Genomic DNA, 18191 nt, shown 5'->3' with positions numbered 1-18191 from the left:
GGCCGCCCGACATGTCGCCGGTTTGCGCTGGCCCGAACGTCCTCGTTCGGGCCAACTGCCGCTCGCCCCAGCGCCTTTGACTCACGCGGTCAGGTGCGGGGGTCCAGGACTCGGTCCACCAGGCCGTAGTCGATGGCGGCCTGGGCGGTGAAGACACGGTCGCGGTCGGTGTCGTGGCGGAGGGTTTCCACGGTTTGGCCGGTGTGCTTGGAGAGGATGGATTCGATTTCGGCTCGCATGCGCACCAGCTCGTCGGCTTGCAGGATGAGGTCGGGGATGGTGCCTCGACCCTGAGCGGCCGGTTGGTGCAGGACTATGCGGGCGTGGGGGAGCAGGGCGCGGCGACCTTGTTCGCCGCCCGCGAGCAGGACCGCGCCGACGGCGATGGCCTGGCCTACGCAGGTGGTGACCACCGGCGACTGGAGGTGCTGCATGGTGTCGTAGATGGCGAGCATGGCGGTGAGATCGCCACCCTCGCAATTGATGTAGAGGTTGATGTCCTGGCCGGGGCTGTCGGCTTCGAGGTGCAGCATCTGGGCGATGAGCGCATTGGCCACACCCGAATCGATCGGCGTGCCGAGGTAGACGATGCGCTCGGTGAGCAGATGCGAGTAGACGTCCATGATCCGCTCGCCGCGCGGATGCTGGGCGATGACATTCGGAATCGTGTAGCTGCTCATGAGATTCCCACCTTGTGCCGCTGCGGAACTACCTGCCAGAAGGAGTCGACGATGCCGTCGATGAAGCCGTACTCGCGCGCCTGCGTCGCGGTGAACCACCGGTCGTGCAGGGAGTCGTCGTAGACCTGGGCGTAGGGCTGCCCGGTGTCCTCGGAGATGAGCCCGAGCACGGTCTGCACGGTGTAGCGCAGATCGTCGGCCTGCACCTCGACCTCGACCGCGCTGCCGCCGATTCCGGCCGAACCCTGATGCATGAGAATCCGCGCGTGCGGCAGCGCGTACCGCTTGCCCCGGGTACCCGCCGAGAGCAGGAATTGCCCTGCGCTGCACGCCAATCCGAGCGCCAGCGTGGACACCTCGCACGGCACCAGCCGCATCACGTCGCGAATGGCGAGCATGGAGGGCACCGACCCGCCCGGCGAGTGAATCCACAGCGAGATCGGCGTCTCGGCGTCCTCGGCCGCCAATTGCAGGATCTGCGTCATCAGCAGCGTCCCGTTGTCGTCGTCGAGCGCCCCGTCGAGCACCAGAATCCGCTTGCTGAACAGTTGTTCGCGAGTGCGCCAGTTGAACATCGGCGTCTTGTCGTCGTCTGCCATGACCCCACGGTGCCCGAGCGGCACCCGGAAAATCTCGCCACGCTGCTGTGAGCGGATCTGCTCACAGCAGCAAGGCGGCCCACAGGGCGACCGGCGGGCGAGGTAACGCGACGAAAAGCGGCCCGGATCAGCGAGATCCAGGCCGCTTCACACGTGGGCTACTGCGCGTCGAAAGCCCTTGCGCGCAAAGACCGTTCGATTCCGGCCTTGCCCTCGACCACCAATCGGCGCAACGCGGGCGGATGGTCCCCGGCGAGGAACTTGTCGGCGACCGCGACCGCGTCATCGGAGATCGCCCAATGCGGGTACAGCCCGACCACCACGGTCTGCGCGACCTCGCTGGAGCGGCGGTCCCACACCCCGGGCACCTCGGCGAAATACCGCTCCACATAAGGGCTCAGCAACTCCGCCTGACCCACCGGCGCGAAGCCTCCGACAATCGCGCGCGCGGTGATGTTCGGCACGCTGTCGTCGCCCATGACCGTCTCCCAGGCCTGCTCCTTGACCGTCGCCAAGGGGCGCGCGGTCGCGGCGGCGGCGGCCTGGCGGCGACCCGCGGCGGTGGGGTCGCGATCCAATTCGGTATCGATGACCGGGGATTCGACACCGTCGGCATCGATCTCACCGGCGGCCGCCAGCGCCTGGATGAGTCGCCAGCGCAGATCGGTGTCCACGGTCAGCCCCGCCAGACCCACCGAAGCCGGGTCGCCGTCGAGGATTTCGCGCAGCACCTCGGTGTGACGCGCCGAGAGCAGCGCGCCGGTGAGCGCGTTGACGAAGGCCAGCTGGTAGTCCGAACCGGCCTCGGCCTCCCGGGCCAGCTCCAGCAGCCGGTCGGCGAAGGCGGGCCACCCCGCCTCGGCCGCCCACGCGGGTTCGGCGTAGCTGCCCAGCGCGGTGTGCGCCTGCATGAGAAGCCTTTGCACCACGCCGATCTCGGTCTCCGCGCCGATTCCGCGCTGCACCAGCGCCACGAAATCGCGGGCCTTCATCTCCGCCTGCCGGGTCATCTCCCACGCCGCCGACCAGCACAGCGTGCGGGGCAGCGGTTCGGCGATATCGGCGATCCGATCCACCACGGTGGCAAGGGAATCCGGGTCCAGCCGCAGCGAGCAGTAGGTCAGATCGTCGTCGTTGACCAACACCAGCTTGCCGCGCTCGACGCCGACCAGCTCCGCCACCTCGGTGCGTTCGGCCGCATCGACATCGAGCTCGACGCGCTTGGTGCGCACCAGCTTTCCGCCCTGATCGTCGTAGACGCCGATGGCGATGCGGTGCACGCGCCGCTCACCCGCACCGGGCGTCGCGCCGTCCTGCACCACGGTGAACGATGTGAATTTGCCGTCGGCGACCTCGAATTCGGGACGCAGGGTGTTCAGGCCGGTGGTCTTGAGCCACTGCGCGCCCCAGTCGGACAGATCGCGTCCGGACGCCTTCTCCAGCGCGCCCACCAGATCATCGAAAGTGGCATTGCCGTAAGCGTGTTCGGCGAAGTAGTCGCGCAGACCCGCCAGGAACGGCTCCCGCCCGACGTAGGCCACCAGCTGCTTGAGCACCGAAGCGCCCTTGGCATAGGTGATTCCGTCGAAGTTCACCTCGACGGCGTGCAGATCCGGGATATCGGCCGCGATCGGGTGCGTGGAGGGCAGCTGGTCCTGCCGGTAGGCCCAGGACTTCTCCACATTCGCGAAAGTGGTCCAGGCATTGGTGTATTCGGTGGCATCGGACTGGCACAGCACCGAGGCGAAGGTGGCGAAGGACTCGTTCAGCCACAGATCGTCCCACCACTTCATGGTGACCAGATCGCCGAACCACATGTGCGCCATCTCGTGCAGCACCGTCTCACAGCGACGCTCGTAGGAGGCGCGGGTCACCTTGGAGCGGAACACGTAATCCTCGAGGAAGGTGACCGCGCCCGCGTTCTCCATGGCACCGGCATTGAACTCCGGCACGAACAGCTGGTCGTACTTGCCGAAAGCGTAAGGGACGCCGAAGTTCTCGTGATAGAAGCCGAAACCCTGCTTGGTCTCGGTGAACAGCCGCTCGGCATCCATGAACTCGGCCAGCGAGGCGCGGCAGTAGATGCCCAGCGGAATCGAGCCGTGCTCGTCGGTGTAGGTGTCGGTCCACTTGGCGTACGGCCCGGCGATCAGCGCGACCAGGTAGGTGCTCATACGCGGGGTCGTCGCGAAGGTGTGCCGCAGCACCGTGCCGACCTGCTGGGTGTCGGTGATCGCGCCATTGGAGATGACCTCCCAGTCCCGCGGCGCGGTCACGGTGATGTCATAGGTCGCCTTCAGGTCGGGCTGGTCGAAGCAGGCGAACATGCGCTTGGCGTCGGCGGTTTCGAACTGCGAGTACAGGTAGACCTTGTCGTCGGTGGGGTCGACGAAACGGTGCAGGCCCTCACCGGTGTTCGAGTACTCGCCGTCGGCCTCGACCACGAGTTCGTTGTGCTCGGCCAGGCCGGTCAGCGTCAGGCCCTCGGACTCGTCGTAGCCGCTCACATCCACGGCCGTGCCGTTGAGGACGGCCGAGCGGATGCCCGCGCCCACGAAGTCGATGAAGGTCGTCGCGCCCGGCGTGGCGGTGAAGGTCACCGTGGACCGCGTGTGGAACCGCTCACCGACGGCGGCTCCCGGATTGGTGGGCTGCCCCGTCAGGTCGAGTTCGACGCGGTAGTTCTCCACCCGGATGGTCGCGGCGCGTTCGATCGCCTGTTCCCGGGTGAGGTTCGGTGCGGACAAGGGGACTCCTTCGTCGTTCGCCAGGACTGTGCCGCTGCCCAGAATGCCACCTCGGTAGGGTGTTGGGCGGCCCACCTGGACATCCGACGGTCCCGGAGATCCCGCCGCACCCCAGTACGAGGAGGAGTTTGTGAAGCACATCCACGCCGGTAAGGTGCGCGATCTCTACGAGGACGGCGACGAGCTGATCCTGGTCGCCTCCGACCGGGTGTCGGTGTACGACGTGGTGCTGCCCACCCCGATCCCGGACAAGGGCGCGCTGCTCACCCAGCTGTCCAACTGGTGGTTCGAGTACTTCGACAATGTGCCCAACCACCTCGTCTCCACCACCGATGTGCCCGCCGAGTTCGCGGGCCGCGCGGTGCGCGCCAAGAAGCTCGACATGGTGAAGGTCGAGTGCATCGCCCGCGGCTACCTGACCGGTTCGGGCCTGGTCGAATACCAGCGCACCGGCGCGGTCTCCGGCGTGGCGCTGCCCCCCGGCCTGGTCGAGGGCGACAAACTGCCCGAGCCCATCTTCACCCCCACCACCAAGGCCGACGAGGGCCACGACGAATTCATCACCTTCGACGATGTGGTGAACCAGGAGGGCAAGGAGGTCGCCGAGCAGTTGCGCGAGCTGACCCTGTCCGTCTACTCCCGCGGCGCGGAGCACGCCGCCACCCGCGGCGTCATCATCGCCGACACCAAACTCGAATGGGGTTGGGACGGCGACGTTCTCACCCTCGCCGACGAGGTCCTCACCTCCGACTCCTCGCGCTTCTGGCCCGCCGCCGACTACGTCCCCGGCCGCCCCCAGCCCTCCTTCGACAAGCAGTTCGTCCGCGACTGGTCCACCTCCACCGGCTGGAACAAGGAAGCCCCCGGCCCGGAGATCCCCGCCGACATAGTCGAAGCCACCCGCCAGAAGTACGTCCAGGCCTACGAACTCATCACCGGCGAAACTTGGGCCGGAATCCAGTAACCCCCACAGGAATCATCCACCGACCAGGTACTGGTGGTGGCATCTGTCGAGAGGCCTCCGCCACCAGTACCTGGTGATCGTTTGTCCAACGCCGCTCAGGCCGGGACGCGGTCGGCGGCGAGGAACTCGTCGACGAATCGCGTGGCGCGGCGGTCGAATTCGGCGTACTGGGTGATGCGCTCGGCCTCGGCGGCGACGCTGTCGAGGATGAAGTTGCCGTTGGCGTCGAGGCGCTGGCGGCGCTCCTCGGCATCGGGGAGCAGCCCGACCGCGGAGTGGGCGAAGCCGGAGTAGTAGGCCAGGCCCGCGCTGAGCTGGGTTTCGAGGGCGAGCTGCATATCCGACAGGGCGGGGTCGTCGGCCGCGATACCGCCGAGTCCCAGCCACAGAATGCGCTTTCCGGCCAGGCGGGGCTTGCTGCGGCCGTAGGCGAAACCGTAGTTCCACACGCGGTCGATCCAGCCTTTGAGCAGGGCGGGAACGCTCATCCAGTAGACCGGGAACACCACCACGATCGCGTCGGCGGCGAGGATGCGCTCCATGTGCGCCTGCACCTCGGCGGAGTAGACCTTGTCTCGATTGCCCCACTCGGGCTGGTCCGCCACCGTCATGCGCGGATCGAATCCCTCGGCCTGGAGGTCGAGCAGGTCGATGCGGTATCCGGCGGCCTCGAGCTGCGCGGTGGCGCGTCGGGCGGTGTGCGCGGTGAGCGAATCGGTGCGGTGATGCGCGACGACCACCAGGGCGGTGCGGGTCTCGGTGTCGATTGCGTCAATGCTGTTGTGCTGCACGGGATTTCTCCTTGACTGGAAACTGCGGTCGAGTGCGATGTGTCCAGTAAACCCATGATCGAATGGACGATCCATGGGAGAAACTCTCCGATGGATAGGAGATCGTCTACGATGTCCGTATGGATCCGGTGAGTTCACTCCTGAACGGAATTCGCGCCGAGGGCTCGGTGGTGAGTCATGCGGTGCTGCGCGCCCCGTGGACCATTCGCTTCGCCGACCGCGCGCCGCTGACCATGGTCACCGTCCTGCGCGGTGGCGGCACCCTGGTGCTCTCGGACGGCACCGAGACGCGAGTCACCAAGGGGGACACCGTGATCGTGCGCGGACCGGAGCCGTTCCACCTCGCCGACGATTCGGGTTCCCTGCATCGTCCGCACGTCGAGTACGAAATCGCCTGCTTCGCCGGGGATTACGAATGCCCCGACGACACCGAGGAGCTCAAGGGCATTCAGTGGGGCGGTGATTCGGCCGAGGCCACCGCCCTCATCGTCGGCGCCTACCGCGCCTCCGGCCGCCGCCACGACCGGCTGCTGCGCGCCCTGCCCCCGGTCCTCGTCATTCACGAGGATGCCGACACCTGCGATTGGCTCGAGCGCGCCGCCGTCGACTGCGCTTCGCTCTCCGCCGGATCCCAGGCGCTCATGGACCGCCTGCTCGACTGGGCGCTGGTCTGCACCCTGCGCACCTGGTTCGAGAACGCGGGTTCGGCTGCCCCCACCTGGTACCGGGGCCTCGCCGACCCGGTGGTCGCGCCCGCGCTCCAGGCCATTCACAGCAGCCCCGCCCAGGGGTGGACGGTGGCATCCCTGGCCGCCAAGGGTGGGGTGTCGCGGGCGCTGTTCGCCAAGCGGTTCACCGAGCTCATGGGGCGGCCGCCGCTGGGGTATCTCACCGACTACCGGATGGACGAGGCCGAGGATCTGCTCGCTGATACGGATCTCACCGTGGCACAGGTGGCGAAGGCGGTGGGGTATGCGGATCCGTTCGGGTTCAGTGCGGCGTTCAAGAGGTATCGGGGGATGAGTCCTAGTGCGTTTCGGGCGGCTTAGTTGGCCTGGACGGTCGAAAATCGCGTCGATGTGCCGAAATCCGTTGTCTCGGAGCGATTTGTGACCGCTCAGGCCTAACCCCCCAACTGCCGCAACCGCGCCGCCCGCAACATCAGATACTCCCGCTCCGGCAAACTCGCCGTCCTGCGCGCCGCCGCGGCGTAACAGGCGGCCGCCGCGCCGAAATCACCTGCCATCTCGTGGAAGTGCCCGCGCACCGCGTCGAGGCGGTGGTTGTCCTTCAGCGTCTCCTCGAGGGTCCCCGCCAGGTCCAGGCCCGCCTGGGGGCCGTCGACCATAGCTGTCGCGATCGCCCGGTTCAGTGTCACCATCGGGTTGGGGTTCACCTGTTCGAGCCTGTTGTACAGCACCAGGATTCGGTCCCAGTCGGTGTCCTCCGCGCGTGGGGCCTGCGCGTGCAAGCCCGCGATGGCCGCCTGGATCTGGTACGGCCGATTCAGTCCGCCCGAGATCGCATGGGTGGCCAGGCGCATGCCCTCGGTGAGCATGCCGCGGTCCCAGAGGGTGCGATCCTGTTCCGCCAAGGGGATGAGCTCGCCGCGTGGGCCGCTGCGGGCGGCGCGGCGGGCGTCGGTGAGCAGCATGAGCGCCAGCAGGCCGGTGACTTCGGGGTCGTCGGGCAGCAGCGCGTGGACGGCGCGGGTCAGGCGGATCGCCTCGGTGGACAGGTCGCCGCGCCGCAATTGGGGACCGGTGGTCGTGTGGCCCTCGGTGAAGATCAGGTACAGCACGTGCAGGACCGCACCGAGTCGCTCGGTGGAATCGCCGTCCGCGGGCGTGGCGAACGGTCGGTCCAGGGCGGCGACCTTCTTCTTGGCTCGGGTGATCCGTTGCGCCATGGTCGCTTCCGGCAGCAGGAAGGCGCGCGCGATCTCCGCCGTCGTGAGTCCGCCGACGGCGCGCAGCGTCAACGCGATGGCGCTGGCCGGAGGCAGCGCGGGGTGACAGCACAGGAAGAACAGGGTGAGGGTGTCGTCGCGGGCCTCGTCGGCCCCGGGCACGCCGTACCCGTCCGGCGCGGTGGTGTCGCGAAAGGCATTGGCGCTCTCCCGATTCCGTCGCGACACCTCCGCGCGCACGGTGTCCACCAGCCGTCGCTGCGCCACCTGGATGAGCCATCCGCGCGGATTGTCCGGCACCCCTTCCTGCGGCCACTGGGTCGCGGCCGCGAGCAAGGCTTCCTGCACCGCGTCCTCGGCGGTGTCGAAATCGCCGTATCTGCGCACCAATACGCCGAGGACCTGCGGCGCGAGTTCACGCAGCAGGTCCTCGATCGTGGGGGAGATCCGGGTCGATTCGCTCATGGTCTCCCCTTCGTGTCCGGTCGCAGCGGGTGGCGGCCCGCTGCGATTATGCCCGGCTCACGCGTCGGTGGTGGGGGCGCTCATGATCGCGCGCACCTCGATGTACTCGCCGATCGGCTTACCGCCCGGGCCGGGTCCGGCCGAGGCTTTGGCGGCGATCTCGATGGCGCGCTCGGGGCTGTCGACATCGATCATCCAGTAGCCCGCCAGGAATTCCTTGGACTCCGGGAACGGGCCATCGGTGACCACCGGGGCCGATCGGCCGTCGGAGCTGACGATGCGCGCTTCGTCCGGTCCGGCCAGGCCCTGGGCGTCGACCAGCTCACCGGATTTGGCGAGTTCCTCGCCGAGGGCGCGCTGGAAGTCGATGTGCGCCCGGATGTCCTCGGGGGCCCACTCGTGGATGGGGGTGTCGCAGAATGCGGCGGGGGCGTAGGTCTTGATCAGCATGTACTTCATGGTTCGGCTCCTTGTTCGTGATGCGCCCCTTCGGCGCTCTCGTGGGAAGGTCGGAGCTCTGCCCGCGATCTCTACACAGTTGTCGACAGAATTATGTGACGGTGGTCACAGGGGCGTGGTGGGGTCGGACAGGCGGTCCGGGTCCACGGGGTCGCCGCTGAGGATGAGTTCCTTGATGCGGTCGCCCACATCCCAGACGTTCACATTCATTCCGGCCAGGACGCGATGGCCGCTGTCGAGCCAGAAGGCGACGAACTCGCGCTTGCCGAGATCGCCGCGCACCACGACCTCGGTCTCCTGGCGCGGCGCGACATAGCCGGTGTACTCCATGCCGAGGTCGTACTGATCGGTGAAGAAGTAGGGCAGTCGGTCGTAGACGGCCTGTTTGCCGAGCATGGTCTTGGCCGCGACCTCCGGCTGATTGAGCGCGTTCGCCCAGTGCTCGACGCGGATTCGCCGTCCGAGCACCGGATGCTGTTGGTCGGCGATATCGCCGACCGCGACGATATCCGGATCGCTGGTGGCGAGGCTCTCGTCGACCAGGACGCCGGTCTCGGTGGCGAGTCCGGCATCGGCGGCCAATTCGATATTGGGGCGCGCGCCCACCGCCACGAGCACCGCGTCGGCCTCGATGCGGGTGTCGTCTGCCAGGCGCACCCCGGCGGCCTTGCCGTCGGCGACCAGGATCTCGGCGACCTTGGCGTCGCAGCGCAGGTCCACGCCGTGCTCGCGGTGCAGGTCCGCGAAGACCGCGCCCATCTCCTCGCCGAGCGCGCCGCGCAGCGGCACCGACTCGGTCTCCACGACGGTGACCTCGACGCCCGCGTTCCGGGCGGCGGCGGCCACCTCGAGGCCGATCCAGCCGCCGCCGACGATCACCAGGCGGCGGGCGGTGCCGAACATGGCCAGCAGGGCGTCGGAATCCTCGATGTAGCGCAGGGTGTACACGCCCTCGGCGTCGCAGCCCGGGATGGGCAGGCGGCGGGGGCGGGAGCCGGTGGCCAGCGCCAGTTTGTCGTAGGGCAGCGTCGTACCGTCCGGCAGCGCAACGGTTTTGGTGGTGCGGTCGATGGCCGTGACCGTGGTGCCGAGCAGGACGTCGATGTGGTGGTCGCGGTACCACTGGGCGGGGTCCACGGTGAACTCCGGGAGCGATTTCTTGCCCAGCAGATGGTCTTTCGACAGTGGGGGACGCTCGTAGGGCAGCGCCTCCTCGGCGGTGATGAGGGTGACCGTGCCGTCGAAGTCGTTGCCCCGCAGGGCTTCCGCGAGCTTGGCCGCCGCCAGCCCACCGCCTGCTATGACGAACCTGGATGCTGTGGTCAATGCCGACACCTCCCTGCGCGCGGTTATTGCGGCCGCCGATGACCAGGCTGCTCCTGCGACCCTAACGCGCATCGGTGTGGCGTCGGAGGAAATATCGGCACAATCGGGAAACGTTGCCTTTGGCAGGACGGTCTGGACCCGGCCGCGCCCCGCCTCGAAAGGATGACCCCGTGAGCAAGAAGGACACCGTCGACTTCTGGTTCGATCCGCTGTGCCCGTGGTGTTGGATCACCTCCCGCTGGATCCTCGAGGTCGAGCAGGTGCGCGATATCGAGGCACGGTTCCACGTGATGAGCCTGTCGGTCCTCAACGAGGACAAGGAGGATCTGCCCGAGCAGTATCGCGAGCTGCTGGCCACCGGGTGGGGCCCGGTGCGCGTCGCCATCGCCGCCGCGCAGCAGCACGGTGACAAGATCCTGTCGCCGCTGTACACCGCGATGGGCACCCGCATCCACAACCGCCGCGAGGAGTACGAACTCGATTCCCGCGCCGACTCCCTCGCCGCCGTCATCGCGGACTCCCTCGCCGAGGTCGGCCTCCCCGCCGAACTCGCCGCGGCCGCCGACAGCACCGACTACGACGAGGCCCTGCGCGCCAGCCACCACGCGGGCATGGACAAGGTTGGCAAGGACGTCGGCACCCCCACCATCCACGTCAACGACGTAGCCTTCTTCGGCCCCGTGCTCTCCCGCATCCCGCGCGGCGAGGAAGCGGGCAAACTCTGGGACGGCGTCGTAGCCCTCGCCTCTTACCCCCACTTCTTCGAACTCAAGCGCACCCGCACCGAAGACCCCACCTTCGACTGACCCAACCCTCTGGAACCTCTCAGGGCCCGGCCCCTGAAACCCGAACGACCGCGGCCCCGGGCGACTCGTCGCCCGGGGCCGCGGTCGCCGCGACCTAGCTCCTCGCGGTGGGTGACGCGGGTTCGCTAGTCGCCGCCCGCCAGTCGTGACCTCCGCGACTCTTCCGGCCGCCAGGGTTGTCGGGTGCGTCTCTTCTCACTCAGGGGTTTCAGGGGTGAAACCCCTGAGAGTTTCGAGAGTTGAGCTTTCTACTTCGGTGGGGTGTAGGGGTTTTGGGGTGGGATGGGGTAGCCGCCCGCCGGGGGCTGGTAGTGGTAGCCGACAGGGGTGCCGTAGGCGGGAGGTCCGCCGACCGGCAGCTGGTGGGGCGCGTCGGGGCGGAGGAAGAGTTTGCCGTGGCGGCTGCGGTCGCGCAGGGCCCACATGCGCCAGGTGAGGACGGGATGGCTGGACATGGCGTTGACCATCCAGACGAAGAAGCCCTTCTCCTGCGGTGCGCGGTTGGCCATTTCGTCGAAGGCGACCAGCGTGTTGAGGTACTTGCCCGCGGCGAGGGTCTGCATGGCGGTCGGCGCGCCGGTGGGGCGGTTGCAGTAGCCGTGGTTGTCGGCGGTGTACTCCTGGGAGCGGATGAGCGAGTTGCCGAGGATCGGCAGGAACGGCACCAGGAACATGCCGAGTTGCCGCCAGTAGGAGACGTGGCCCGCGGCGATGTGCCCCACCTCGTGGCCGATGATGAACGCCAGGGCGTCGGGTTCGCGTGCCGCACCGCTGATTTCGAACAGATCGCTGTAGACGACCACGAAGCGGCGGAAGCCGTGACCGGAGGCCATGGCGTTGATCGCGCCATTGCCGAGAATCACGTACGCGTCGGGAACGTAGTCCATGCCGAAGCGCGCGGCGGCCTCCTGCACCATCCGGTACCCCTCGGGGAACTGGGTGGGAGACATCTTCACGCCGTTGACCCGCATGCTCGCGTAGTTGGTGCCACGGCCGAACCACAGCAGCACCGGCGCGAACAACAGCAGCAGCACGTACTGGTTGATCTCGCCGATCAGCATGAGCAGCGCCGAGAACAGGTAGGCGAACGCGGTCAGCGTCACCACGATCACCAGCAGCGGAATCTCCCAGCTGTGCCGCGCGGGCATGCCGAACGGGGACAGTCCGCGGGTCTGCTGATGCGGCGGGATCACCGGCGGCGTGTAGGCGGGCTGCCCGGACCACCCGGGCGGGCCGAGCTTGGGGTTCCAGCCCGCCATACCGGTGACCGGATTCCACGCGGGTTGGCCACCGGTCGGCGGACTCGCCTGCCCGGTCGGATACGGCTGCGGCGGCGCGGAATAACCCCACGGCTGCCCGGACTGCGCACCGGGATAGCTGGCGGTCCCCGGATATCCGCCCGTCGGGTACGCGGCGGGCTGGGGTGTCCCGCCCGTCGGCGTGGCGGCTCCCCACGCCGTCTGCGCGGGCGCGGCGTGCGGTGTCTCCCCCGACACGCTCGGCGACTCAGGTCCCCCCGCGCCCGGCGATTCCGGTTCCCCCGTCGGATAATTCGCTGCCGGTTGCTCCGGCTGCCCACTCGTGGGGCTGGTGGTCGGCTGCTCCGGCTCTGGCGTCGGCTGCGGTCGATCATCGGACGTCATGGCGGCCACTCTATTCAGTTGTGCGACGCCTCGGTCGGTTCAACCGACAACCGGCGCGGACCTGGGCTTACCGCCCGGTGTCGGCGTTACCGGTGGTGATCGGTGAGAGGGCAACGGGCGCAGGTGGTTTCGGACGCAACAGCATACTGCCGTGGCGGCTGCGGTCGCGCAGCGCCGACATGCGCCAGGTGAGCACCGGATGGCTGGACTGGGCATTGACCAGCCACACGAAGAAGCCGCGTTCCTGGGCGGCCCGATCGGCCATCTCGTCGAAGCCGACGGTGGCGTTGAGGTACTTGCCCGCCGCGAGCGTGTTCATCGCCATGGCGCTGCCGAACGAGCTCACGCAGTAGCCGTGGTTGTCGGCGGTGTACTCCTGCGCCCGGCTCAACGCCGGGCCGAGGATCGGCAGAAACCCCATCAGCACGGTCCCCAACTGCCGCCAGTACGACGCGTGCCCCGCCGCGATATGTCCGACCTCGTGCCCGATGACGAAGGCCAGCGCCTCCGGATTCCGCGCCCGCCCACCGATTTCGAACAGATCGGAGTGCACCGCGACGAACCGACGGAATCCGTGTCCGGAGGCGAAGGCGTTGATCACGCCATTGCCGAGCACCACGTAGGCGTCCGGCGGCTGCGCCATCCCGAACCGCGCCGCCGCGTCCTGAACCATGCGGTAGCCCTCCGGGAACTGCGTCGGCGACATCTTCACGCCGTCCACGCGCAACCGCCCGTACTGCATTCCGCGATACACCCAGATGAGCAGCGGCGCGAACGCGAACAGCACCAGATAGTCGGGGGTGCTGCTGGAGAACAGCAGGTCGAGCACGGCGAAGGGATACACCAGCACCGTGATCACGACCACGACGATCAGCAGCGGAATCTCCCAGCTGTGCCGGGCGGGCAACCCGAACGGCGACAGACCACGCGGTCCAGTAGGCGGGGTCAGCGGGGCGGGACTCTCCACCGTGGGCGGTCCGGTCCACCCCGCGGGCGGGTGGGTCGTGACCTTGGTGGTGGTGGCGAAGTGGGCAGGACGGGGAAACTCGTTGTCGGAGTGCATAACACACGCTCTGTTCGGGATACCGGGTCTGGGCTGGACCGCGCGGTCCGCGGTGTGACGCGAATCGCGGTGTCCACCTGTTATTCGGGCCGCCGACAATCCGGTGTTAATGCCGTCGGCACGCCGGTCATCCCCGGGCGAGTCCGCTCACGACGGCCTGACACAATCGCAGCCATGCGCGTATACCTTGGTGCCGACCATGCCGGTTTCGAACTGAAGAACCATGTGAAGGATCACCTGCAGGCGGCGGGCCACGAGGTCGTCGACTGCGGTGCCCTCGAGTACGACGCCCTCGACGACTACCCCGCCTTCTGCATCGAGGCCGCCCGCCGCACCGTGGCCGACCCGGGCAGCCTGGGCCTGGTCTTCGGCGGCTCCGGCAATGGCGAGCAGATCGCCGCCAACAAGGTCCCCGGCGCGCGCTGCGCCCTGGCCTGGAGCGTGGAGACCGCCCAGCTGGCGCGCCAGCACAACAATGCCCAGCTGATCGGCATCGGCGGCCGCATGCACAGCACCGAGGAGGCGCTCGCCATCGTCGACGCCTTCCTCGCCACCCCGTGGTCCAACGAGGAGCGCCACCAGCGCCGCATCGACATTCTCGCCGAGTACGAGAAGACCGGCGTCCCCCCGGCGCTGCCCGAGAACTGATCGATCGGCCGGAATCCGCTGTGCCGCATCGGACGCGGTGGATCCCGGCCAACCGGCCCGATCGCGCGGTCTGCCCGCAACGGCGGAGCGCGCTCGAGCCCGGTTCGCGAGTGTCGGGGTTGGGCAAGCAATCCGGGCAAGTGGAAAGGACTTTGGTGGCCCGTGCCTGAGGGGCATACGCTGCATCGGCTGGCGAAGCTGCATCACAAGCGCTTCGCCGGGGGAGTCGTGCGGGTGTCGAGCCCGCAGGGGCGCTTCGCCGACGGGGCGGCGCTCATCGACGGCCGGACCCTGGTCAAGGCCGAGGCGTGGGGTAAACACCTGCTGCACCACTACGATTCGGGCCTGATCGTTCATGTCCACCTCGGCCTCTACGGCAAGTTCACCGAATCCACCGTGCCCATGGACCCGCCGGTCGGCGAGGTCCGCATGCGCTTGATCGGCGCGGGCCGCCACGGCGAACCGCACGGCACCGACCTGCGCGGCCCGAACGCCTGCGAAATCCTCCTCGAACCCGAAGTAGCCGCCCTCACCGACCGCCTCGGCCCCGACCCCCTGCGCCGCGACGCCGACCCCGACCGCGCCTGGCACCGCATCCACCGCTCCCAGCGCCCCATCGGCGCCCTCCTCATGGACCAGAAGATCCTCGCCGGAGTCGGCAACGTCTACCGCGCGGAAGTCCTGTTCCGCCATGGCATCTCGCCCCACCTCCCGGGCGCGAAGCTCTCCGCCCCGGAATGGGACGCCCTCTGGTCGGACCTCTGCGAACTCATGCGCGTGGGCGTACGCCGCGGCAAGATCGTCGTGGTCCGCCGCGAACACGACCGCGGCGCACCCTCCTACGCCCCGGACAAACCGCGCACCTACGTCTACCGCCGCGCCGGTGAACCGTGCCGCCTGTGCGGATCGACGGTGCTGCACTCGGTCATGGAGGGCCGCAACCTCTTCTGGTGCCCTACCTGCCAACCCGGTTGACCGGCGGCTTCCACCCTGAGTCGCTCGATTCCGTGTCTCGTATGTGACAGCGGCGGTATTGCGGCCGTCGGTGTGGCGAGCGCCGCACTCGGAGTTTTCGACGGCCGGGAATCGGGAACTATTCGGTAACGTCGCAAACAAATCGGGATGGATGCGAAACATGTTCGGCAAGAAAGCAACAGCCGCCACGATGGTCGCGCTCGCGACCGTGCTCGGCGCTGCCGGAACCGGCGTGGCCACCGCTGAGCCGACTCCGAGCGACGCCGCGCCGCCGACCAGGCACGATATGAAGCAGGTGCTCGCCGACTACCGTGAGCACGCTGGGGAACGGTTCCAGGTGCATGGCCTGGTGTACTCGGACGCGGCCGTGTGGACGCTCGTCTTCCTCACGGACGGGCCGTCGGAGTTCTACACCATCAACGGTGCACGGGCGGAGATCGCGGGGCCCGGGTCCGAGGCCGTGCGACAGGGGGACGTCTTCACCGGCACGGTCACGATCACGGATCGGGCCGGTGCCAATGATCCGGTTGTCGTCCTCGAGGATGTGCAGGTCATCGGGCATCAGTGACCGGCCGTTCGGGACGGGATGACGAAATCACGCCGCACAAGTGGTGCGAGCCCGCGCTATTGGGTGAACGGGCACTTCCGCGCGCGTAACCTCGGCAGTGATGGTCGAGCGGAGGTCGGGGATGGACTCGGTGACGGCGCAGGTACGTGACGCGGTGGATCAGGCGGTCGCGATGGAGGAGGGGACGGCGGTGGTCAGCGCGGATTCCGGTACGGTGCAATGGCTGGCATCGCCCGACGGGGTGTTCCACATCGAAGTGCTGGACGCGGCGCCGCAGCGCCGCCGCACGCGGTGGCAGCGACTACGTGGTCGAGCGGAGCCCGCCGCGTCGGGCTTCGACGAGCGCAAGCGTGCCGCGCTGGCCAATCTCGGCTTCGCCAAGGCGAACGAGGGGGTCGACCGTCGGACTCCGGAGGAGTTGCGGCCCTACGTACTTCGCGCGGACGCGGCGGGCCTGGACCGCGATCATGTCGTTCACGTCATCGTCACGGTGTTGCACGATGTGCTCGAAGTCCGTGACAGCTCCGGACTTTCGGTGGAGATCTTCTGACCGAGTGGGGGCGGCCGGAAGCGCGGGGTGCGCGGGCTCAGAACCCGCCGTCGAAGCCGCCGCCGGAATCGAAACCGCCACTGTCGAATCCGCCGCCGTCGAATCCGCCACTGTCGTAGCCGGAGTCGTAGCCGCCCGCGTTCGGATCGTATCCGGGGTCGCCACTGCCGTATCCGGGGTCGCCGCTGGCATAACCAGGGTCGCCGCTGTCGAACCCGGGATCGCCGCTGCCGTCACCGGCGTCCAATCCGGCCTGATACCCGTCGTCGTACCCGTTCTCGAACGCGGCCGCGTCGTAGTGCACGCCCGCCATACCGCTGAACAGCGCGTCGAACAGCAGCACCGATCCCACACCCCAGGCACCCGCGACAAGCGCTGTCTTCCACCAGGGTTCGGAGTACCACCCCGCGGGTACCGGCCGCCCGGCCACGCGGCCGCCAGGGTAGTAGTTGGGCGTCTGCGCCGAGGGCGTGGGTGAGGCTTCGATGCGGCGACCGTCGAAATCGACCGAGCGGTCCTCGGTGACCTCGCCCGCCGAGCTCTGCCCGTCGAGCTCGGGTACGGCCGGTCCGGGATCGAGGCCCATGGCGGTACGCGCCGCGCGCACGTAGTAGAGCCCTTCCAGCGCAGTCTCTTTCGCCAGGCGCGCTTGGGTGGGCGTGGTCGCCTGTTCGATCTGCGCCCCGGCGGCATTGAACCGTTCCCCGGCATCGGCGAGCGCCTGTTTGGACGGCTCGTCGGTGCCGGTGAGGCTGTACACCTGCCCGCCGAGCCGGTCGATCACCCGGCGCGCATCGGCTTTCGCATCGGCCAGCCGGGTGGCGGCCCGCGAGCGCTGGAGCACCGCGAACGCGAGCACCGCGAGCAGCACGATGACCATCACGACCAGGAGAGTCAGCACGCCCCCAGCCTACGCGGGGTCGTTAGCCTGCGATTTGCTGCGCGGTCAGCCAGCGACCGCCGCGTACCCGGCCCGGTCGTTACCTGGGTCGGGTTCCTCGGCGTCGAGTTCGGAGACCGCGAACTGTCGTTTGCCCGCGGTCTTGGCCGAATACATGGCTCGGTCGGCGCTGCGTAGCAGGTCGGAGAAATCGCAGTCGCGGCCCGGCGGGCAGAAGGCGGTGCCGACGCTGGCCGAGACCGGGACAGGCGCGGTGTTGATGGCCGAGGGCACCGGCTCGCACAGGGCCGCCAGGACCCGCATGGCCAACTCCCCGAGCCCATTTCGGCGCGCGGGCACCGCCACCACGAACTCGTCGCCGCCGTAGCGGCAGATGACCGAATCCGGGGGACAGGTCGCTCGCAGGCGTTCGGCGATGGCGACCAGCACCTCGTCACCGACCGCGTGCCCGTATCCGTCGTTGATCTGTTTGAAATCGTCCAGATCGATGAGCAGCAGCCCGACCCCGCGGGCCGGATCCTGCGCCATCAACCGCACCCGCTCCTGCAGCAGTGAGCGATTCGCCAGATCGGTGAGCGCGTCGTGCGTCGCCTCGTGCCGCAGCCGGTGCTGCAACGCCGCGATCTCCTGTACCCGCACCGAGACCGCCTCGGTGAGATTGCGCTCCTGCTGAATGAGCGCGCGCTGTTGCAGCTCCTCGGCATAGCTGTCGATGGCCTGGCTGGCCACGAACGCCCAGCGGGTCGCGATCAGCGACCCTGGTTCGCCCGGCGTCAGCCCGAGCAGCGCCCGGCTGGCCGGAGCGAGCATGCGGGTGCGCTCGAAAGGCGGTGCGGCCAAGCGACGTCCGATACTGCGCGCCGCGAGCACCGGGAAGGGCTCGGACGCCGCCAGTTCCAACAGATCGTCGATGACATCGGCGAAGACCCGCGCCAGGCTGTCTGGATGAAGGGTCGGAACGGTACCTGTTTCACTACCCCGGTAGACCGCTCGTACCCATTCTTTGGTGGTTGCCGCGATGATCGCGGTGGTCCGTGTGTCGAGTCGGATGGGCACGGTCCGTCACCCCGCGCTGGGACAGATCGGATCGAGGCCGC

At 68.3% G+C, this 18191-nt stretch carries 18 protein-coding genes; 7 read left to right on the top strand and 11 right to left on the bottom strand.

Annotation, left to right across the window (positions count from 1 at the left end):
• Window positions 1-89: 89 nt before the first annotated feature.
• From ACIBH2_RS11745 to pepN, 3 genes are all read right to left on the bottom strand, one after another.
• Window positions 90-680, bottom strand: coding sequence for a ClpP family protease (locus ACIBH2_RS11745; protein WP_397116059.1), 591 nt, complete (start codon window positions 678-680; stop codon window positions 90-92).
• Window positions 677-1279, bottom strand: a complete 603-nt coding sequence (locus ACIBH2_RS11740) for a ClpP family protease (protein WP_397116057.1) — start codon at window positions 1277-1279, stop codon at window positions 677-679. Before ACIBH2_RS11740 ends, ACIBH2_RS11745 begins: the two co-directional genes overlap by 4 nt.
• 158 nt (window positions 1280-1437) lie before the next feature.
• Window positions 1438-4026: an aminopeptidase N gene (gene pepN, locus ACIBH2_RS11735; RefSeq protein ID WP_397116055.1), complete on the bottom strand. Its 2589-nt coding sequence runs from the start codon at window positions 4024-4026 to the stop codon at window positions 1438-1440.
• Between the two features lie 130 nt (window positions 4027-4156).
• On the opposite strand from pepN, the gene ACIBH2_RS11730 reads away from it, so the two are divergent.
• Window positions 4157-4990, top strand: a complete 834-nt coding sequence (locus tag ACIBH2_RS11730) for a phosphoribosylaminoimidazolesuccinocarboxamide synthase (protein WP_397116052.1) — start codon at window positions 4157-4159, stop codon at window positions 4988-4990.
• 95 nt (window positions 4991-5085) lie between these two features.
• Here the strand turns inward: ACIBH2_RS11730 and ACIBH2_RS11725 are convergent, their stop codons facing one another.
• On the bottom strand, window positions 5086-5781 hold the full coding sequence (locus ACIBH2_RS11725; RefSeq protein WP_397116050.1) for an NAD(P)H oxidoreductase: 696 nt from the start codon (window positions 5779-5781) through the stop codon (window positions 5086-5088).
• 119 nt (window positions 5782-5900) lie between these two features.
• Here ACIBH2_RS11725 and ACIBH2_RS11720 point away from each other — a divergent pair, with 119 nt between their 5' ends.
• Window positions 5901-6830: an AraC family transcriptional regulator gene (locus ACIBH2_RS11720; RefSeq protein WP_397116048.1), complete on the top strand. Its 930-nt coding sequence runs from the start codon at window positions 5901-5903 to the stop codon at window positions 6828-6830.
• A gap of 74 nt (window positions 6831-6904) precedes the next feature.
• Here ACIBH2_RS11720 and ACIBH2_RS11715 read toward each other — a convergent pair whose 3' ends face one another.
• The 3 genes from ACIBH2_RS11715 to ACIBH2_RS11705 form a co-directional block, all read right to left on the bottom strand.
• The gene (locus ACIBH2_RS11715; RefSeq protein ID WP_397116046.1) at window positions 6905-8155 is read right to left on the bottom strand and encodes an RNA polymerase sigma factor; all 1251 of its coding nucleotides are present in this window, start codon (window positions 8153-8155) and stop codon (window positions 6905-6907) included.
• 57 nt (window positions 8156-8212) lie between these two features.
• On the bottom strand, window positions 8213-8614 hold the full coding sequence (locus ACIBH2_RS11710; protein ID WP_397116044.1) for a YciI family protein: 402 nt from the start codon (window positions 8612-8614) through the stop codon (window positions 8213-8215).
• 105 nt (window positions 8615-8719) lie between these two features.
• The gene (locus tag ACIBH2_RS11705; RefSeq protein ID WP_397116042.1) at window positions 8720-9940 is read right to left on the bottom strand and encodes an NAD(P)/FAD-dependent oxidoreductase; all 1221 of its coding nucleotides are present in this window, start codon (window positions 9938-9940) and stop codon (window positions 8720-8722) included.
• Between the two features lie 170 nt (window positions 9941-10110).
• Here ACIBH2_RS11705 and ACIBH2_RS11700 point away from each other — a divergent pair, with 170 nt between their 5' ends.
• Window positions 10111-10746 carry a DsbA family protein gene (locus ACIBH2_RS11700; RefSeq protein WP_397116040.1) on the top strand — a complete coding sequence of 212 codons (636 nt, stop codon included), beginning with the start codon at window positions 10111-10113 and terminating at the stop codon, window positions 10744-10746.
• A 248-nt stretch (window positions 10747-10994) separates the two neighbouring features.
• Here the strand turns inward: ACIBH2_RS11700 and ACIBH2_RS11695 are convergent, their stop codons facing one another.
• Window positions 10995-12005 carry a M48 family metallopeptidase gene (locus tag ACIBH2_RS11695; RefSeq protein ID WP_397116987.1) on the bottom strand — a complete coding sequence of 337 codons (1011 nt, stop codon included), beginning with the start codon at window positions 12003-12005 and terminating at the stop codon, window positions 10995-10997.
• Window positions 12006-12456: 451 nt separating this feature from the next.
• On the bottom strand, window positions 12457-13452 hold the full coding sequence (locus ACIBH2_RS11690) for a M48 family metallopeptidase (protein ID WP_397116038.1): 996 nt from the start codon (window positions 13450-13452) through the stop codon (window positions 12457-12459).
• Between the two features lie 174 nt (window positions 13453-13626).
• Between ACIBH2_RS11690 and ACIBH2_RS11685 the strand changes: the two genes are divergently transcribed.
• The 4 genes from ACIBH2_RS11685 to ACIBH2_RS11670 all read left to right on the top strand — a co-directional run bounded on the left by ACIBH2_RS11685 (window position 13627) and on the right by ACIBH2_RS11670 (window position 16193).
• On the top strand, window positions 13627-14100 hold the full coding sequence (locus ACIBH2_RS11685; RefSeq protein ID WP_397116036.1) for a ribose-5-phosphate isomerase: 474 nt from the start codon (window positions 13627-13629) through the stop codon (window positions 14098-14100).
• A gap of 162 nt (window positions 14101-14262) precedes the next feature.
• Window positions 14263-15075 carry an Fpg/Nei family DNA glycosylase gene (locus ACIBH2_RS11680; RefSeq protein WP_397116034.1) on the top strand — a complete coding sequence of 271 codons (813 nt, stop codon included), beginning with the start codon at window positions 14263-14265 and terminating at the stop codon, window positions 15073-15075.
• Window positions 15076-15235: 160 nt separating this feature from the next.
• Window positions 15236-15643 carry a hypothetical protein gene (locus ACIBH2_RS11675; RefSeq protein ID WP_397116032.1) on the top strand — a complete coding sequence of 136 codons (408 nt, stop codon included), beginning with the start codon at window positions 15236-15238 and terminating at the stop codon, window positions 15641-15643.
• A gap of 100 nt (window positions 15644-15743) precedes the next feature.
• On the top strand, window positions 15744-16193 hold the full coding sequence (locus tag ACIBH2_RS11670) for a hypothetical protein (protein ID WP_397116030.1): 450 nt from the start codon (window positions 15744-15746) through the stop codon (window positions 16191-16193).
• Window positions 16194-16230: 37 nt separating this feature from the next.
• Here ACIBH2_RS11670 and ACIBH2_RS11665 read toward each other — a convergent pair whose 3' ends face one another.
• Together ACIBH2_RS11665 and ACIBH2_RS11660 are read right to left on the bottom strand one after the other, a co-directional pair.
• Entirely contained in the window at window positions 16231-17094 is an 864-nt protein-coding gene (locus ACIBH2_RS11665; protein ID WP_397116028.1) for a DUF1542 domain-containing protein, read from the bottom strand.
• Between the two features lie 45 nt (window positions 17095-17139).
• Window positions 17140-18150: a diguanylate cyclase domain-containing protein gene (locus tag ACIBH2_RS11660; protein WP_397116026.1), complete on the bottom strand. Its 1011-nt coding sequence runs from the start codon at window positions 18148-18150 to the stop codon at window positions 17140-17142.
• Window positions 18151-18191: the final 41 nt, after the last annotated feature.

The organism is Nocardia sp. NPDC050406 (assembly GCF_044459025.1).
Lineage (GTDB): Bacteria > Actinomycetota > Actinomycetes > Mycobacteriales > Mycobacteriaceae > Nocardia.
This window is presented reverse-complemented; position numbering and strand designations above follow the sequence as displayed.

What these genes read in the sequence shown, in the direction of transcription:
- ACIBH2_RS11745 (WP_397116059.1), bottom strand. Translation starts at nt 680, where the DNA reads ATGAGCAGCTACACGATTCCGAATGTCATCGCCCAGCATCCGCGCGGC.
- ACIBH2_RS11740 (WP_397116057.1), bottom strand. Translation starts at nt 1,279, where the DNA reads ATGGCAGACGACGACAAGACGCCGATGTTCAACTGGCGCACTCGCGAA.
- ACIBH2_RS11720 (WP_397116048.1), top strand. Translation starts at nt 5,901, where the DNA reads ATGGATCCGGTGAGTTCACTCCTGAACGGAATTCGCGCCGAGGGCTCG.
- ACIBH2_RS11715 (WP_397116046.1), bottom strand. Translation starts at nt 8,155, where the DNA reads ATGAGCGAATCGACCCGGATCTCCCCCACGATCGAGGACCTGCTGCGT.
- ACIBH2_RS11710 (WP_397116044.1), bottom strand. Translation starts at nt 8,614, where the DNA reads ATGAAGTACATGCTGATCAAGACCTACGCCCCCGCCGCATTCTGCGAC.
- ACIBH2_RS11695 (WP_397116987.1), bottom strand. Translation starts at nt 12,005, where the DNA reads ATGGCGGGCTGGAACCCCAAGCTCGGCCCGCCCGGGTGGTCCGGGCAG.
- ACIBH2_RS11690 (WP_397116038.1), bottom strand. Translation starts at nt 13,452, where the DNA reads ATGCACTCCGACAACGAGTTTCCCCGTCCTGCCCACTTCGCCACCACC.
- ACIBH2_RS11685 (WP_397116036.1), top strand. Translation starts at nt 13,627, where the DNA reads ATGCGCGTATACCTTGGTGCCGACCATGCCGGTTTCGAACTGAAGAAC.
- ACIBH2_RS11675 (WP_397116032.1), top strand. Translation starts at nt 15,236, where the DNA reads ATGTTCGGCAAGAAAGCAACAGCCGCCACGATGGTCGCGCTCGCGACC.
- ACIBH2_RS11670 (WP_397116030.1), top strand. Translation starts at nt 15,744, where the DNA reads ATGGTCGAGCGGAGGTCGGGGATGGACTCGGTGACGGCGCAGGTACGT.